A 16,839-nucleotide genomic window follows, 5' to 3' on the forward strand; every position below is an offset into this window, starting at 1 on the left:
GGGCTGCGGCGCAGCGGGTCCCGGGCCGCTTCGCCTACCGGACGACGGCCCCGGCCTCGCTCTTGTCGCCGGTGGAGTGCGCGGTGGCGCCGGCGGGGATCGGCCGGTCGGCCAGCAGGGCGTCCCAGACCATGGCGGACTCCTTCGGCAGGGGCGTGACGCGGTTGGCGTCGATCGCGTCCGTGGTCACGGGCAGGGTGATCATCTGGAGGTCGGCGGCGTCGATGCCTTGGAGGCTCTGGGCGAACCCGGCGAGGGACTTCACGTCGCCGAGCGCCTTGTCGGTCGTGAGCGCCTTGGTCCCGGCGTCGGCGAGGTCGAGCAGCTTCTTGGGGCTGTCGAACACGCCGACGCCCTTGACCTGCTTGATCAGCGCCTTGATGAAGGCCTGCTGGAGCTGTATTCGGCCGAGGTCGCCGCCGTCCCCGACGCCGTGGCGGGTGCGGACGAGCCCGAGGGCCTGCTCGCCGTCGAGCCTGTTGGGGCCGGCCGGGAGGTCGAGGTGGCTGTAGTCGTCCTTGATCGGCTTGGTGGTGGTGACCTCGACCCCGCCGAGGGTGTCGACGATCCTCTTGAAACCGGTGAAGTCGACCTCGATGTAGTGGTCCATGCGGATTCCCGACATCTTCTCGACGGTCTTGACCGCACAGGCGGCGCCGCCGACGGTGTAGGCCTCGTTGAACTGCGTGCGGCGACCACCCGGGTCGGACCTCCCCGTACCGGCGACGGCGCACGCGGGGCGGGCGGTCATGGTGTCGCGGGGTATGGACACGATCGCGGCCTTCTGGTGGCCCTCGTAGAGGTGGACGACCATCGCCGTGTCGGAGCGGGCGGAGCCGCCGTCGTCCCGGCCGTACGCGCCGTTGGCGCCGCCGCGGGAGTCGGAGCCGAGGACGAGTATGTCCATCGAGCCGTTGTCGACGTCGGCCGGCCGGTCGGTGCCCAGCACCTGGTCGATGTCGACCGTCTTCAGGTTGCCGTTGAGTTTGACGTAGACGTAGCCCACGCCCGCCCCGCCCAGCAGGAGCACCGCGACGGCGCTCCACCCGGCCGCGGCGACGGCCCGGCGGCGCGCCGCCGGTCTGCGCCTGCGCGGGCCCGCGGCGCTCCGGCCGCTGCCCTTGATGTCCTCGGTCATGGTCTCCTCGGTCCTGGGTCCGGCCTGCGGGTTCCCTGACACAGACGGGCGAATGCGGTGAAGGGTTTCACCGAGGATGCAACCCTCCGTACCGACAATAATCGCGCACGAACCGGGACAGACCTTCCCCGGCCGCCCCTCACCTGCGGTTTCGGGCGCAGGACGGGAGTCCCCGCACGAAGGCGACGTGGCGGAGCTCTCAGGTGTCCCGACGGGCCCAGGACGCCTCCCCGCCGGCGCCGGCGGGAAGCACGGCAGCCCCCGCCGCGGCGTGCGGCGGGGGCTGCTGTGGCGATGCCTCACGGCCGGCGTGGTACGCCGGCCGACGGACCTCAGTCGTCGCTCTTGCCCGACGGGGTCGTCTTCGCGATCTGCATCAGGAACTCCGCGTTCGACTTCGTCTGCTTCATCTTGTCGAGGAGCAGTTCGATCGCCTGCTGCGAGTCGAGCGCGTGCAGCACCCGGCGCAGCTTCCACACGATGGCGAGCTCCTCCGCGTTGAGGAGGATCTCCTCCTTGCGGGTGCCCGACGGGTCGACGTCGACGGCCGGGAAGATGCGCTTGTCGGCGAGCTTCCGGTCGAGCTTGAGCTCCATATTGCCGGTGCCCTTGAACTCCTCGAAGATCACCTCGTCCATGCGCGAGCCGGTGTCGACGAGCGCGGTGGCCAGGATGGTCAGCGAGCCGCCGTCCTCGATGTTGCGCGCGGCACCGAAGAAGCGCTTCGGCGGGTACAGCGCGGTCGAGTCGACACCACCGGACAGGATGCGGCCGGAGGCGGGCGCCGCGAGGTTGTACGCGCGGCCCAGACGGGTGATGGAGTCCAGCAGGACGACCACGTCGTGACCCAGCTCGACGAGGCGCTTGGCGCGCTCGATAGCCAGCTCGGCGACGGTGGTGTGGTCCTCCGCCGGGCGGTCGAAGGTCGAGGAGATGACCTCGCCCTTGACCGACCGCTGCATGTCGGTGACCTCTTCCGGACGCTCGTCGACCAGGACGACCATCAGGTGGCACTCGGGGTTGTTCGTGGTGATCGCATTGGCGATCGCCTGCATGATCATGGTCTTGCCGGTCTTCGGCGGGGCCACGATCAGACCGCGCTGGCCCTTGCCGATCGGCGACACGAGGTCGATGATGCGGGTGGTCAGCACGCCCGGGTCGGTCTCCAGGCGCAGCCGGTCCTGCGGGTACAGGGGCGTCAGCTTCTGGAACTCCGGTCGGCCGCGGCCGGATTCGGGCGCCATGCCGTTCACCGAGTCGAGGCGCACCAGGGCGTTGAACTTCTCGCGGCGCTCGCCGTCCTTGGGCTGGCGCACGGCACCGGTGGTGTGGTCGCCCTTGCGCAGCCCCGCCTTGCGGACCTGGGCGAGGGACACGTACACGTCGTTGGGGCCGGGCAGGTAGCCCGAGGTCCGGATGAACGCGTAGTTGTCCAGGATGTCGAGGATGCCCGCGACGGGGATCAGCACGTCGTCGTCGGCGACCTGCGGCTCGTTCGGCGCGAACTCGTCGCGGCCGCGACGGCCCCGGCGGTCGCGGTAGCGGCCGCGACGGCCACGGCGGCCGCCCTCGTCGTCGAAGTCGTCCTGCGGACCGCCGTCCTGGCGGCCCTGCTGGCCCTGGCCCTGACCGCGGCCGCCCTGCTGCTGGCGGTCCTGACGGCCGCCGCCGCCCTGGCCACCCTGCGCGGCCTGGCCCTGACCCTGGCCGCTCTGGCCCTGCTCGTCGGCCTTGGCGCCACGGTCGCGGCGGTCGCGCTGGCGGTCGCCGCGCTCCCGGCGGTCGCGGCGGCCGCGGCCCTCGCCGTCCTGGCCCTGGGCCTGGCCGGCGGAGACCGCCGTGGCGGCCTCTGCCTTGGGCTCGGCGGGCGCGGTGGCGGTGGCGGTGTCGGCCTTCTGCTCGACCTGCACGGAGACGGGGGCCGAGCTCTCCGGGCTGCCGGAGGGCGCCGTGGCGCGGCGGCGGCGGCGTTCGCCGGCCGGGGCGTCGTCTCCCCCGCTCTCGGCCGCGCCGGAGCGGGAGGGGCCTCCTGCCGGCTGGCCCGGGATCTCGATCTGCGTCTGCGCGGCAGGCTTCTCGGCCGGGGCCGCGGGGGCCTCCGCCGGTGCGGCGTCGGCGGCGGCCGTACGGGCCTTGCTGGTGGCGCGGCGCTTCGGCTTGGCCTCGGCGGTGTCCGCGGCGGCGGAGGCAGCGGCCTTGGGGGCACCTCCGCCCGCCTGCGCCTCCTTGATGACCTCGATCAGCTGGCTCTTGCGCATCCGCGCGGTGCCCCTGATGCCGAGGCCGGACGCGACCTGCTGCAGCTCGGCGAGGACCATGCCGTCAAGGCCGGTGCCGGTGCGTCGCCGCCGTCCGGCGGGGGCGGCCGCGGCGCCCGCGGCGGGGGCACTGGTGTCGACAGAGGTGTCGGCAGCGCCCATCAGATCGGTGGTGTCGCTCACGAAGGGTCCTTCCCTGGAGCGGACGTCGGCCTGTCTGGCTCGGCGACCGGTTGTGCTGTCCGACGACGGCCCTAGGTGTGGACCGTGCCGGGGCGGTGGTCCGCCGATACGGAGATGCGGCGGAAAGAAACGTGCGTGGGTTCGGCGAGAAGCCCCCGAGCTGAAAGCGTGGGAAAATCACGCCGATTCCGGAGCGTGCTCGAAACTGCTGGAAGCGATCAAAGCAGTCGGGGAGGCTCCCGGAAGAAATGTGGTCCCGGATGGGGACACTGAGCACCGAGCCCTGGCGGCTTCCGATGCGCACTTGAGACTAACACTACCGGATCCAATAGATATTCCCCCTCTCAATCACCGGCAATCGCGTGCTTCCGCGCGGGCGGCCTGCCCTGGCCGCCCGCCCCTGGCCGACTGGTCCTGTCCGAAAGCAGGCCTAGCCGCCCTGGGTGCCCAGCGGAAGTACGCTCGCGCCCGCGGCGTCGAGTGCGAGCCGGTTGGCCGCCCACCCCTCGCCCGCGAGCTGCGCGACCTTGTCGGCCGCGTCGTTGTCGACCAGCGCGAGGACCGTGGGCCCCGCGCCGGAGATGACCGCGGGGATGCCGTCCGCCCGCAGTCGGTTGACGAGTGCCACGCTCTCGGGCATCGCCGGGGACCGGTACTCCTGGTGGAGCCGGTCTTCGGTCGCCGGCAGCAGCAGCTCGGGACGCCTGGTCAGGGCTTCCACGAGCAGGCCCGCGCGGCCGGCGTTGACGGCCGCGTCCACATGCGGGACGGTGCGCGGCAGCAGGCCGCGCGCCGTCTCCGTGAGGACCGGCCGGGAAGGCACGAAGACCACCGGAACGATGGATTCGGCGGGCTCCATCCGGATCGCCCGGGCGCTGCCCCCGTCCATCCAAGCCAGCGTGAACCCGCCGAGCAGGCACGCGGCGACGTTGTCGGGGTGGCCCTCGATCTCGGTGGCGAGCTCCAGCAGCGCCGCCTCGTCGAGCTTCCCCTCGCCGCCTATGGTGACGGCGCGGGCGGCCACGATGCCTGCGCAGATGGCGGCGGAGGAGGAGCCCAGGCCGCGGCCGTGCGGGATCCGGTTGGCGCAGACGACTTCGAGGCCGCGCGGCTGCCCACCCAGCAGGTCGAAGGCGGTGCGCATGGAGCGTACGAGCAGGTGGCTCTCGTCCCGCGGGAGGGTGTCGGCGCCCTCGCCCGCGATGTCGATGTCCAGGCCGGAGTCGGCCACCCGGACCACGACGTCGTCGTAGAGCCCCAGGGCCAGGCCCAGGGCGTCGAACCCGGGGCCGAGGTTGGCACTGCTGGCGGGGACGCGCACCCGTACGGCGGCGGCGCGGAACGCTGGACCGGCCATCGTCCGATGACACTCCTTGTGACTGTGCGAGAACTTCGCTCTTCGCTGGCTCGCTGTGAATGTACTGGAGAACGTACGACACCCGAAGGCCCTCGGGGCAGCACCGCAGTCATATGCGCGGTGGCGGATGTAAGTACAGCCTATCGAAGGAAGGTTCTCTCGCGACATAGGGCGCACAGGAGGCGCACGATGCGTGTCGCGGGCTTCGACCGGGTTGGACCCGCTTCGGCCGCACTTCGGTCGTCGTACGGGGTGAGTTGCCGGGTCCGGAGGACCCCTGGAGCGCCGTCACGGCACTCGGAGGACCCTCCGGGCCCGGCCCCGCACGGGCGTGCGTCAGACCAGGCCGAGGCGCACCGCGGCGGCTTCGGCGTCCACCGGAACGGTGACCGGCTGCGGCGCGCCGGCGACCGCCCAGTCGGGGTCCTTGAGGCCGTTGCCGGTGACGGTGCACACGATCCGCTGGCCCGGGTCCACCAGGCCCAGCTCGGCGGCCTTGAGCAGGCCGGCTACGGAGGCGGCCGAGGCGGGCTCGACGAAGACGCCTTCCTGGGCGGCCAACAGCCGGTAGGCGGCCAGGATCTGGCGGTCCGTCACCTCGTCGATGAAGCCGCCGGACTCGTCCCGCGCGGCCAGCGCGTGGTCCCAGGAGGCCGGGTTCCCGATGCGGATCGCGGTGGCGACGGTGTGCGGCTCCTTGACGACCTCGCCGCGCACGATGGGCGCCGAACCGGAGGCCTGGAAACCCCACACGCGAGGCGTACGGGAGGCCAGGCCGTCGGCCTTGTACTCCTTGAAGCCCTTCCAGTACGCGGTGATGTTGCCGGCGTTGCCCACCGGCAGCACGTGCACGTCCGGGGCGTCGCCGAGCGCGTCGACGATCTCGAACGCGGCCGTCTTCTGGCCCTCGATGCGCACCGGGTTGACGGAATTGACCAGCGCCACCGGGTAGTTGTCGGACAGCGCGCGGGCCAGGTCCAGACAGTCGTCGAAGTTGCCGTCCACCTGAAGGATCTTGGCGCCGTGCACGAGGGCCTGGCCCATCTTGCCCAGCGCGATCTTGCCGCGGGGCACGAGCACCGCGGAGACCATCCCGGCCCGCACCGCGTAGGCGGCGGCGGAGGCCGAAGTGTTGCCGGTGGAGGCGCAGATGACGGCCTTCGCGCCCTCTTCCTTGGCCTTGGTGATCGCCATGGTCATACCGCGGTCCTTGAAGGACCCGGTGGGGTTCGCCCCTTCGACCTTGAGGTGCACCTCGCAGCCGGTGCGCTCGGACAGCACCTGCGCGGGGACGAGGGGAGTGCCGCCCTCGCGGAGCGTGACCACCGGAGTCGTGTCCGTCACCGGCAGGCGGTCCCGGTACTCCTCGATGATGCCGCGCCACTGGTGGGTGCGATTGCTGCTCATGGGTCCTTACTCCCCTTCAACACGCATGATGCTGGCGACACCGCGGACGGTGTCCAGCTTCCGCAGCGCCTCGACGGTCCCGGAGAGGGCGGCGTCGGGCGCGCGGTGGGTGACGACGACGAGGGACGCCTCGCCGTCCTTGCCCTGCTGGCGGACGGTGTCGATGGACACACCGTGCTCCGCGAACGTCGTCGCCACCTGGGCGAGGACGCCCGGCTTGTCGGCCACATCGAGGCTGATGTGGTAGCGGGTGACGACATCGCCCATGGGGCTGACCGGCAGCTGGGTGTACGCCGACTCGCCGGGCCCCGTTGCCTCGGCGAGCTTGTTGCGGGCGACGGCGACAAGGTCGCCGAGGACCGCGGACGCGGTCGGGGCGCCGCCCGCACCGGGCCCGTAGAACATGAGCCGCCCGGCGGCCTCCGCCTCGACGAAGACGGCGTTGTACGCCTCGCGGACGGACGCGAGCGGGTGGCTGAGCGGGATCATCGCCGGGTGGACGCGGGCCGTGACGGACGCCCCGTCCGCGGCGCGCTCCAGGATGGCCAGGAGCTTGATGGTGCAGCCCATCCGCTTGGCGGAGGCGAAGTCCGCGGCGCTGACCTCGGTCATGCCCTCGCGGTACACGTCGTCCAGACGGACGCGGGTGTGGAAGGCGATGCCGGCCAGGATCGCGGCCTTGGCCGCGGCGTCGTAGCCCTCGACGTCGGCGGTCGGGTCGGCCTCGGCGTACCCGAGGGCGGTGGCCTCGTCGAGCGCCTCCTGGTAGCCGGCGCCGGTCGAGTCCATCTTGTCGAGGATGAAGTTCGTGGTGCCGTTGACGATGCCCATCACCCGGTTGATCTTGTCGCCGGCGAGGGACTCGCGCAGCGGGCGGATCAGCGGGATGGCGCCGGCGACGGCGGCCTCGTAGTACAGGTCGAGCCCGGCCCGCTCGGCGACGGCGTGCAGCGCGGCGCCGTCCTGGGCGAGCAGCGCCTTGTTCGCGGAGACCACCGAGATGCCGTGCTCGAAGGCGGTGGTGATCAGGGTGCGGGCCGGCTCGATGCCGCCGATGACCTCGATGGCGATGTCGATGTCGCCGCGTTTGAGGAGGGCGGTCGCGTCGGTGGTGATCAGCGCGGGATCGATGCCCTCGCGCACCTTGGAGGGGCGGCGGACCGCCACGCCGGCGAGCTCGACGGGCGCACCGATCCTCTGCGTGAGGTCGTCGGCGTGCGTCGTCATGATGCGAGCCACCTCTGAGCCGACCACTCCACAGCCCAGCAGCGCCACCTTCAGCGGACGCGTACGCATCATTCGACCTACGCCTTTCGATCTTCCATCATTACCCCGCGCGCGGTTTGCACGCGGGGTGTGAACCAGTCTCACCCAATGGACAGCACTTTCCACCTTCGGTCCATTGGCTGAGACACCTATTTCATTATCCGACGTCGAGTCGCAGGAGATCTTCCTCCGTCTCGCGGCGAACGATCACTCGGGCCTGCCCGTCACGCACGGCGACGACGGGCGGGCGGAGCGCGTGGTTGTAGTTGCTGGCCATGGAGCGGCAGTACGCGCCGGTCGCGGGCACGGCGAGGAGGTCACCGGGCGCCAGGTCGGCCGGCAGGAAGGCGTCCTTCACGACGATGTCACCGCTCTCGCAGTGCTTACCGACGACGCGGACGAGCATCGGTTCGGCGTCGGAGGTACGGGACACGAGCGCGATGGAGTATTCCGCGTCGTAGAGGGCCGTACGAATGTTGTCGGACATCCCACCGTCGACGCTGACGTACGTACGCAGCCCCTCCAGCGGCTTGATCGTCCCCACCTCGTACAGCGTGAACGCGGTCGGACCGACGATGGCGCGACCGGGCTCGACCGAGATCCGGGGAGCGCGCAGCCCGGCGCTCTCGCACTCGCGGGCCACGATCTCGGTGAGGGCCTTGGCGATCTCGTGCGGCTCGCGGGGGTCGTCGCCGGAGGTGTAGGCGATGCCGAGGCCGCCGCCGAGGTCGATCTCGGGCAGTTCGATGCCGTGCTCGTCACGGACGGCGGCGAGCAGCCGCACGACGCGCTTGGCGGAGACCTCGAAGCCGGCCATGTCGAAGATCTGGGAGCCGATGTGCGAATGGATCCCCAGCAGCTCCAGCGAGTCGTGGCCGAGGACACGGCGCACGGCCTCGGCGGCGGACCCGTCCGCGACGGCGATGCCGAACTTCTGGTCCTCGTGGGCGGTCGCGATGAACTCGTGCGTGTGCGCCTCGACGCCGACGGTCACGCGAATCTGCACCGGCTGGCGTACGCCCAGCTCACGGGCGATGTGCGCGACCCGGACGATCTCCTGGAAGGAGTCCAGGACGATCCGGCCGACGCCGGCCCCGACGGCCCGGCGGATCTCCTCCCCGGACTTGTTGTTGCCGTGGAAGGCGATCCGGTCGGCGGGCATGCCCGCGGCGAGGGCGGTCGACAGCTCCCCGCCGGAGCACACGTCGACGTTGAGCCCCTCTTCCTTCAGCCACTTCACGACGGCCTTGGAGAGGAAGGCCTTCCCGGCGTAGAAGACGTCGGCGTCCTTGCCGAAGGCGTGCGCCCAGGCCCGGCAGCGCGACCGGAAGTCGTCCTCGTCGAGGAAGTACGCGGGCGTCCCGAACTCCTCGGCGAGCCTGGTGACTTCCATGCCGCCGACGGTGACGACGCCGTCGTCCCCGCGCCGGACGGTCCGGGCCCAGACCTTCTCGTCGAGCGCGTTCAGGTCAGCGGGCGGCGGGGAGTAGTGCCCTTCGGGCAGGACGTCGGCGTGGCGGGGCCCGGCGGGGTGCGCGGAACGGCTCATCGGCTTCTCTCTTCGCGGTTCATAGGCGTTCGGGTGCGTCCAAGCCGAGCAGGGCCAGGCCGCCGGCCAGCACCGTCCCGGCGGCTTCGGCGAGTGCCAGCCGGGCGCGGTGGGCGGCCGAGGGTTTCTCGTCCCCCCGGGGCAGTACGCGGTACTGGAAGTCGAGCAGCGCATCGGCCAGCTCGACGAGGTGCCGGACGAGCCGCTCGGGCGCGCGGTGGTGCGCGGCGGCCTCCAGGACGAGGGGATGGTCGGCGAGGAGCCGCAGCAGGGCGGCGGCGTCGCCGACCTCGCCCGCCTCGGGCCGGAAGCCCAACTGCTCGGCGTTGCGTACGAGGGCCCGGCTGCGTGCATGGGCGTACCGGACCCGGAAGAACTCGCTGGCCTCGCCCTGGTGCAGCAGCAGGTCGGAGAAGGACGGAGTCTCCCGGGCGGGCGTGGCGAGCATCGCCCATCGGGCGGCGTCGGCCCCGTAGCGGGCGACGACGTCGCCGTCGCGCTGCGCGACGGGAGCGACGGTGACAGCGATGGCGGGGGCGGGGGCGGCGGAGTCGGGAGAGGTCAGAACGCCGGTGGAGGCGGCAGGGGCGGCGGGCGTGCGCACGGACCCGATCTCACCCTGGACGCACAGGAGCCGCAGAACGCTCCGGCGCACCACGCGCTCACGGGGCCCGAGCCCGCTCTCGTCGCCGTGGACGGTCCGCACGGCCCGGCCTCGGACATCCCGGCCGATCACGTCGGCCACGACCGCGGGCGCGGAGGGGGCGGGCAGCACGAAGTTGAGGAACCCCGCTCCGGTGACCTCGACGCGCTCGATCCCGGGCTCGGCCCCGAGCCGGCGGGCCAGTACGTCGGCCACTCCACGGGGCGGGCATCCGGCGGCCTTGGCGACCTGGAAGGCGACGGGGGTGGCGTAGTCCCCCACCCCGCCGGGCCGGGTCCGCTCGACGACGACCCGCTCGGGCGCGGCCGCACCCGCGGCGAGCTCCCCGTCGGCGACGGCGCAGCGCACGGCGCGTACGACGCAACGGGAGAGGTCTGCGGGGGTCACGGGACCAGCCTAGGGGAGGCGCCCGGTCATCCCACGAAGGGTTTCGCCATGTGAACAGCAGCCCCCGCGGGCCGACCGCGAGTCAGCCGCGGCCCCTCCCGGCGGGTGCCCCTCTCCTCCCGTCGCGCCGGTCCTTGCGCTCGATGAGCCGGCGCACGACCCGTACGAGCTCGGTGGGCTCGAACGGCTTGGCGAGGAAGGCATCCACCCCGGCCGCGATCCCGGCCTCGACCTCCTGCTGCGTACAGGCGCTGACGATGGCCACGGGCACGTCCCGGGTCCGCGGATCGGCCCGCAACTGCGCGGCGGCCCCGAACCCGTCCAACCGGGGCATGACCACATCAAGAGTGATCACGTCAGGGCACACCCGGTGCGCCACGTCCAGGGCCTCGGCACCATCGTTCGCGGTCACGACCTCGAAGCCCTCCAGCTCGAGATTGACCTTGATCAGCTGCCGGATCACCTTGTTGTCGTCGACAACGAGGACCCGGCCAGAGACGCCTGGCACAACTCGAGAGTAGGTCGGCGCGGGCCCCGCGTCCGGGTTTTTGCCACTTCCACCCCGTGCGGGCGACCCATGTCCCCGTCCCCCGCACATCGGTTCCTGATCACCCCGCGGAAGCTGGTAGTGTTCAACCCGTCGCCGCACGACGAGCGACACGCCCCCGTAGCTCAGGGGATAGAGCAACGGCCTCCGGAGCCGTGTGCGCAGGTTCGAATCCTGCCGGGGGCACTTCACAGGAAGTGCCACAGAAGCCCCTGACCTGCAGAAATGCGAGTCGGGGGCTTTCTTGTTCATGCCAAAACTCACATGGCGCAAATGGCCGTTGCACTAACCTCGATCTTTCGTGATGGTCCGTCGGCTTCTTCGGCGGGCCGTTTCGGTTGTTCGGGTCGGTGGCGGGCGCGCTGATGGCCCGGCTGTCGCGTCGGGTGGGCGCCGGGTTCCACGGCTCCGGTCGGGGTGATACTGCTCGCAGGGACGGGAACGTGCTGGTCAGCCGGGATTTGGGAGAGCTTCGAGCCGCGCCAGCGCGTCGGTGATCACGTCGGTCCAGGGCCAGTGGCGTGCGAACCTCAGGTGCCGGCGGCGGGCGGTCGTGACAATCTGGGCGGCGGCGGAGAGAAGGCGGAACCGGAGACGGCGGGGCTCCCACCTGCGGATTTCGCCGGTCAGAGCGAGCATCGGCATCCAGGCCAGCAGGTCCAGGGCGAGCTGGACGATCTCCAGCCAGATCTGGTTCTGCGCGGTGTCGTGCAGGGGCAGGTTGCGCAGGCCGGTGGCCCGCGCGGCCCGGATGCGGTCCTCGGCCCGTGCCCGCTGGCGGTGCCGCAGCTCCAGTGCCGCGATCGGCATGTCGGTGGTGTTGGTGGCGAAGCAGGTCAGCCGCAGTCCGTCGGCGTCGGTAATCCGCAACTGGGCGCCGGGATGGGGCCGTTCCTTCCGCACGATCAGCCGCATTCCCTTCGGCCAGCCCTTGAGGCAGCCGCCGGTGATCTCGGCGACCCACGCCCCGTCCCGGATCTCGCCGCCGGGCTCGATCGCTGCCGTCCAGGCCGGGGCGGGAACCTTGAGGACGGCCTGGTGAATCTGCTCAGTGATGGTCATGCCGACCGAGTACGACAGCCACCGGCCGCGCTGGGCGAGCCAGGCGACGAACTCGTGGGTGCCGCCGCCGGAGTCGGTACGGATCAGCGTCCGGCGTCCGCGCCGGTACTTCTTCGGTAGTTGCGCCAAGCCGAGTTGGGCCGTGGTGATGTGGTCGGCGGCGGTGTTGCTGCCTGCGTTGCCCGGTCTGAGCAGGCCGGCGACCGGCTCACCGCTCCCGCCGCTTCCGTGATCCACGAAGCCCATCAGGGGGTGGTGTCCGAAGGTCTTCTTCCAGGTCGCGGTGGCGTCCTGCTTCTCAGAGTGGGCCAGCACGAGCACCCCGTCCAGGTCCACGATCACCTGCCCCGCGGCATCCGGCGCCGCAGCGCTGGCCAGCTTCCAGACGCGCTCACGCGCTTCGGCCCGAGCGGCCCTTATAGCGGACAGGGCCTTCGGCCCAGCTGCGGCGAGGGCGTCGACGAGCCGGGAGACCGTCGGGTCGGAGGCCACCGGCCCGAACACGCCGGGCTCGGCCCGCAGCGTCCCAACATCCGCGAGGCAGTCCCCGCCCATCGCGACCGCGAGGGCCACGTCCAGCAGGATCTTCCCCGGATCGTGCACCGCCCGGGGCCGCCGCCACGGCGCAAGCGCCGCCGATATCGCCTGGTCCAGCCCGGCCTTGCGGACCGTCTCGACCAGCAGCACGGCCCCGGCCTGGGACACCACCCCACGGCCACCGCCCTCGACGCGGACGCGTGGATAGGACCCGATACGCTTCTTCACCTGGGAAGTGCCTCCGACGGTGGCAGGAACAAGGACCTCGACAATCCTCATTCTTGCTGGTCAGAGGCACTTCTCGCTTACCTGGCCACCCGTCGGACAGCCCGCTTCATGAAAGCGCGAGGCTAACCACCCCTTTGCACACACGCACCCCCTGACCTGCTCTTTTGCCACGACACGTCTACGAGAACACGCCTGCCCGGCGCTCGAGACCGACTCGCGCGGGACATACGCGGGACGCGAGGGCCGCGTGGACCGCTCGGTTTGCCGCGAGGAGTGTGACGGATCCTCAGTTGCATTCGTCCAGGAACGCGTCGACGCGCCTGTTGGCGAGGGCCTGGCGGCCGTGGAGACACCTCACGTACCGGGTCATGAGCACCTCGATGCTGTTGCCCGCCCGTTCGTCGGTCTGGAGCGCCGCCCCTTCGCAGTCAACCACGAGGGCTGGACGCGGTCCGTGTCCTTCGCGACGGAGCGCTATCGCCGGTCCGCCGGTGCCGTCGGGCGGGCCTCCTCCAGAGGCTCGCCGATCCTCACGAGCACCTCACGGGACAGCGTCTGGAACTCCTTGAAGCAGGTCTTCACGTACTGCTGAGTGCTGCCCAGAGCGCCGTCGGCCGGCCTCAGGTCGAACATGGGCTTGCGAGCGTCGTGTGCCAGAGGCATGAGGCTCCGGTAGTTCCGCATGGTCGCGATGCGGTGCAAGTCGTCCTCACGGGTGGGTTCCACCTCGTTGAGGACTGCCGAGGAGTAGACCCACGGAATGCGCTTGAGCCACCGTTCGTACGCCTTGACGGGCCGGTCGAGGCGCATCTCCGGCTGCATGATGACGTACCCGAGGGGACGCATCTCGGCCTGGGGCGCGGAGATGTTCGCGGGCACCCTGGGCAGGACGAGCTGCTGCCAGTCGGCGCGCCACTGGCGCAGCGTCGGCCCCAGGTTGCTGAGGCCCTTGAGCGAGAACAGGTCGGCGGCCAGCGGCATCAGCACCGTGTCGGCCGAGATCAGGGCGGCGCGGTTGATGGCCCCCAGGTTGGGGCCGACGTCGATGAGTACGACGTCCGCCCCGACGGCCCGAGTGGCCTGCTCGATGATCCGATGGAACGACGTGGACGTACGGATCGCCGCGATGTCACCTGCGTAGGCGCGGGACCATTCGTTGGACAGCTTGTCCTCGAAGCGGCTGAGGTCGAGGCTCCCCGGCAGCAGCCAGAGCCCCGGCTGGAGCTCGACGGGCTCGACGGCCGCAATGTCACCGGTGCCTTCGAGGATGGGACGGACAGCGTCGGCGATGGTCTGTCCGCTGCGCACCCGCCCGGTACCGGGGAGTCCCGCCTTCGCCGCACCCTGGTTGATGAGTTCGGAGGGGTTCTCCCACAGGTCCTCGATCTCGGTCTCGTCCAGGCACATGGAGGTCAGGTTGGCCTGAGGGTCCAGATCGACGGCCAGCACGCTCAGACCGAGGCGACGGATCATGTGGGCCAGATGGTAGGTGAGGGTGGTCTTTCCCACGCCTCCCTTGTTGTTGAACAGCGCGATCGACGTCATGCGGCTCTCCTGATCACGACGACCCACGACGAATCGTCCACCTGGAACTCGGCGGGCGGATTCCCGTTGCCCTCCAGCGCCCTTCTCACCCGGCCGATACCGCGGCCGAATCGGTTCACGTATCCGAGGCCCTTCAGCGCGGCGGCCAGGGACGGATTGCGGTAGTCGGTGACACGGTCGAAGTTGTCATCCCGGACCTGGCCAAAGGGGCCACCGGGGTTGGTGATCTCGATCCGGTCGTCGAACCAGACGATGCGGGTCGGCGCATACGACGTCTCATAGTTCCGGTGCATGAGGGCGTTCATGCAGAGCTCACGCAGCGCCTCCAGCGGATAGTCCGGACGCGGGGTCTCCCGGAATCCGTCCTCCACGAGCCGGGTGCGGAGGTTGCTGCGCAGGAGTGGTTCCAGGCGCGCCGAGAGCCCCACCAGGTTCTGCCGGAGCTCCTGCTCGTCGGCGATCGGGGCGTCCAGGTCGGTGCCCTGGTAGCGGACGAACTGGACGTAAGCCCCGGGTACCTGGCTGGTCGGATCCAGTCCGACGGCCAGGACGCCGAGCGTGGTCGGCGTGCCGGCCGGGGTGGCGAGGTGGAGCGAGGAGAGCTGAAGGTCGATGGGACGGCCGTTCTCCTCGATGACGTCCGGGGCGACCATCGACGGCAGGTACGACTGCCGGAACACGTCCAGATCCAGGTCGTCGACGCGGGCCAGTTCCAGCGGGCGCGTGTCGAAGGGAAGGTCCCTGGCCCGACGGCGCTCCGTGAGGACCCGCTCGTCCTCCCGGTTGGCCTTCCGTGTGGTGGGGCCGGGGCGGACCCAGATGACACCGTCAAACCGTACCGGCGGGGTCGCGGACGCGGCCACGTGGAGCCGGACGACGGGCTTGCCCCGGTAGACGGCCCGCTCGACCGTGAGGGACGGGCGGTCGAGGATGAGGCCGGAGTCCCGGATCTCGGTGAGTTGGAGCAGCGCCCGGTCGCTCACGTCGACGTCGTCGACGGGCAGGCCGTTGTCGTCCACGCCGACCAGGATGTCTCCCCCGCCACGACCACACAGGTCGTTGGCCATGGCACACACCGCGTTGCCGATGGCGTCGCCCCGCTTCCCCTCGCGCTTGGGGCTGCGCTTGAACTCCAGCCATGCGGATTCCCGGGTCCCCAGGATCTCGGCCAGGTCCGCCTCTTCGTCGCTCACGGGCCCATTCTGCCGTGCGGATTCACTCTCCGACCGCCCACGCACGGGCCCGCCTCTCAGCCGCTCGCCGGGGCTGTGCGCCCCAGGACCGCGCGAGGGCCGTCGACCGGCATCCGCCGTCGACGGCCCTCTGTCCCTCAGGCAGGACCGGGATCGAAGATCTCGTGTCCGCCCACGCGGCGCCAGATGATGTGAGGCTCACCCGCGCGGACCTCGTCCGCGTACTGCCAGGTGGCACGCCCATCAGGCGCCCAGGTCATCTCCATGACGGGACGCGCGCCTGCGGGGAGCGGAACCCCCTGAACCGGCTTGACCCGGAGGCCGGGCCGAAACCGCCCGCTGGTCACATCCGGCACGAACTTGTCCCGAATGGTCGCCTGGAACCGCGCCCGCTCCTCCGGAAGGAGCTTCCTGAAGTCGCGGTCGAAGCGAGCGGTCGTCTCGAAAGTCGGCAATGGGCCTCCCAGGGGTCGGGGTCAGTTCTCCTTGCCGAGGTGCGCGAACATCTCGTCCACGTCCTCGTGACGGGTCGTGCGTCCGGCCGCGATGTCCTCGCTCGCCTCGCGCTCCCCCGCCTGCCACCGCTCCGTCCAGAACCACGCCTGATCGGTGCGGATCTTCCGTAGCCCGTGAACCTCGACGACACCCGCGTCGTTGATCGCGAACTCAAGCTCGTCACCCGGGGAGACTCCCAGCGCCTCGCGCACCCCTGCGGGCAACGTCAGCTGCCCCTTGTCGCGCACGCTGGCATGGAACGTGGTCGCGGCCATGAGTGACCTCCCTCTCTCCATCCCATGTCTTCTTCGCCCCCCCAGACTACCCAGAACCCGAAGAAAGTGCGAGTCTCCGACTTTCCGAGATTCTCACATTCTGCCATCAGCGGGTCGGCGGTGCTTCCAGATGCCGTAGAGCCGAAGGACATCCAGCTGCCACCGTGCATGGAGTTCGTCCTGCCCCGAGGGTGTCTCCCGGCCGAGCGAATAGGCCACGTGCCGGTACAGCGGGTGGAGATCCCCCTCGTTGGTCGTGACCAAGGCGGAGAGGAGCGGTTCGTCCGCCGGCGTGTCCGCGTCGGCGAGGACAAGCACCTGCCCCTGATCGTCCGGGTGGAGGTGAGGAAGTTCCACGTTCAGCCGGTGCCGGATCGCGGACCACGTCAGCACGGCCCGGTCCCGCGCGGTGTCTTCCAGAAGGGAGCGAACAACAGCAGCGAGTTCTGACAGCTTGGCCCCGGCCGACTGGGGCGCCTCCTCCGTCTCCGGAGCGGAAGTGATCGGAACGCTGCCGGACGGCACGGCGAGCAGCTCGGCAAGTCGTCCCTCGCAGGCGCCGTACGCGTCCTGGAGGTCCTGCGGGAGCTTGCCGTGGTGCTTCCTCTTGAGCTCTTGCGCACCAGCCAGGCCGTCACGAAGGGCATCGATGTCAGCGAGCCCCTGCCGCCGCGCGAGGTCATCGAGCAGCCTGCGGAGGTTCGCCTGAATGTTCTCGTTCTCGCGCTCCCGTACCCACTCGCTCATG

The 16,839-nt window shown here is 70.8% G+C and carries 14 protein-coding genes and 1 tRNA gene; 1 reads left to right on the top strand and 14 read right to left on the bottom strand.

Features of this window, described 5'->3' with window-relative positions; translation table 11 throughout:
* Positions 1–34: 34 nt before the first annotated feature.
* The 8 genes from ACFW2G_RS09255 to ACFW2G_RS09290 all read right to left on the bottom strand — a co-directional run bounded on the left by ACFW2G_RS09255 (position 35) and on the right by ACFW2G_RS09290 (position 10,717).
* The gene (locus ACFW2G_RS09255; RefSeq protein WP_384445487.1) at positions 35–1,138 is read right to left on the bottom strand and encodes an LCP family protein; all 1,104 of its coding nucleotides are present in this window, start codon (positions 1,136–1,138) and stop codon (positions 35–37) included.
* A gap of 332 nt (positions 1,139–1,470) precedes the next feature.
* Positions 1,471–3,579, bottom strand: a complete 2,109-nt coding sequence (rho, locus tag ACFW2G_RS09260; RefSeq protein ID WP_384581044.1) for a transcription termination factor Rho — start codon at positions 3,577–3,579, stop codon at positions 1,471–1,473.
* A gap of 430 nt (positions 3,580–4,009) precedes the next feature.
* Positions 4,010–4,936: a homoserine kinase gene (gene thrB, locus ACFW2G_RS09265; protein ID WP_037927902.1), complete on the bottom strand. Its 927-nt coding sequence runs from the start codon at positions 4,934–4,936 to the stop codon at positions 4,010–4,012.
* A 336-nt stretch (positions 4,937–5,272) separates the two neighbouring features.
* Entirely contained in the window at positions 5,273–6,343 is a 1,071-nt protein-coding gene (gene thrC / locus ACFW2G_RS09270; RefSeq protein ID WP_037927899.1) for a threonine synthase, read from the bottom strand.
* Between the two features lie 6 nt (positions 6,344–6,349).
* Complete coding sequence (locus tag ACFW2G_RS09275; RefSeq protein ID WP_037928613.1) at positions 6,350–7,639, bottom strand: homoserine dehydrogenase; 1,290 nt, start codon at positions 7,637–7,639, stop codon at positions 6,350–6,352.
* A 127-nt stretch (positions 7,640–7,766) separates the two neighbouring features.
* On the bottom strand, positions 7,767–9,158 hold the full coding sequence (gene lysA, locus ACFW2G_RS09280) for a diaminopimelate decarboxylase (protein WP_384445483.1): 1,392 nt from the start codon (positions 9,156–9,158) through the stop codon (positions 7,767–7,769).
* A 19-nt stretch (positions 9,159–9,177) separates the two neighbouring features.
* Positions 9,178–10,209 carry an ArgS-related anticodon-binding protein NrtL gene (nrtL, locus tag ACFW2G_RS09285; protein ID WP_384581045.1) on the bottom strand — a complete coding sequence of 344 codons (1,032 nt, stop codon included), beginning with the start codon at positions 10,207–10,209 and terminating at the stop codon, positions 9,178–9,180.
* An 82-nt stretch (positions 10,210–10,291) separates the two neighbouring features.
* A complete protein-coding gene (locus tag ACFW2G_RS09290; protein ID WP_052031247.1) occupies positions 10,292–10,717 on the bottom strand; it encodes a response regulator in 426 nt (141 codons plus the stop codon).
* Between the two features lie 153 nt (positions 10,718–10,870).
* Between ACFW2G_RS09290 and ACFW2G_RS09295 the strand changes: the two genes are divergently transcribed.
* Positions 10,871–10,942: transfer RNA gene (locus ACFW2G_RS09295), tRNA-Arg, on the top strand.
* 264 nt (positions 10,943–11,206) lie between these two features.
* Here ACFW2G_RS09295 and ACFW2G_RS09300 read toward each other — a convergent pair.
* From ACFW2G_RS09300 to ACFW2G_RS09325, 6 genes are all read right to left on the bottom strand, one after another.
* Positions 11,207–12,583, bottom strand: coding sequence for an IS1380 family transposase (locus ACFW2G_RS09300; protein WP_384581047.1), 1,377 nt, complete (start codon positions 12,581–12,583; stop codon positions 11,207–11,209).
* Between the two features lie 286 nt (positions 12,584–12,869).
* Positions 12,870–13,019 carry a hypothetical protein gene (locus tag ACFW2G_RS09305; RefSeq protein WP_384445475.1) on the bottom strand — a complete coding sequence of 50 codons (150 nt, stop codon included), beginning with the start codon at positions 13,017–13,019 and terminating at the stop codon, positions 12,870–12,872.
* A gap of 38 nt (positions 13,020–13,057) precedes the next feature.
* Complete coding sequence (locus ACFW2G_RS09310) at positions 13,058–14,128, bottom strand: ParA family protein (RefSeq protein ID WP_384445473.1); 1,071 nt, start codon at positions 14,126–14,128, stop codon at positions 13,058–13,060.
* Positions 14,125–15,321, bottom strand: a complete 1,197-nt coding sequence (locus ACFW2G_RS09315) for an ATP-binding protein (RefSeq protein ID WP_384445471.1) — start codon at positions 15,319–15,321, stop codon at positions 14,125–14,127. Before ACFW2G_RS09315 ends, ACFW2G_RS09310 begins: the two co-directional genes overlap by 4 nt.
* A gap of 476 nt (positions 15,322–15,797) precedes the next feature.
* Positions 15,798–16,091: an AbrB/MazE/SpoVT family DNA-binding domain-containing protein gene (locus tag ACFW2G_RS09320; RefSeq protein ID WP_128984616.1), complete on the bottom strand. Its 294-nt coding sequence runs from the start codon at positions 16,089–16,091 to the stop codon at positions 15,798–15,800.
* 93 nt (positions 16,092–16,184) lie between these two features.
* Positions 16,185–16,838 (bottom strand): hypothetical protein, encoded by a 654-nt coding sequence (locus tag ACFW2G_RS09325; protein ID WP_384445467.1) that lies wholly within the window; start codon positions 16,836–16,838, stop codon positions 16,185–16,187.
* Position 16,839: the final 1 nt, after the last annotated feature.

Origin of the sequence: Streptomyces sp. NPDC058880 (assembly GCF_042742535.1) — a bacterium.
Taxonomy (GTDB): domain Bacteria; phylum Actinomycetota; class Actinomycetes; order Streptomycetales; family Streptomycetaceae; genus Streptomyces.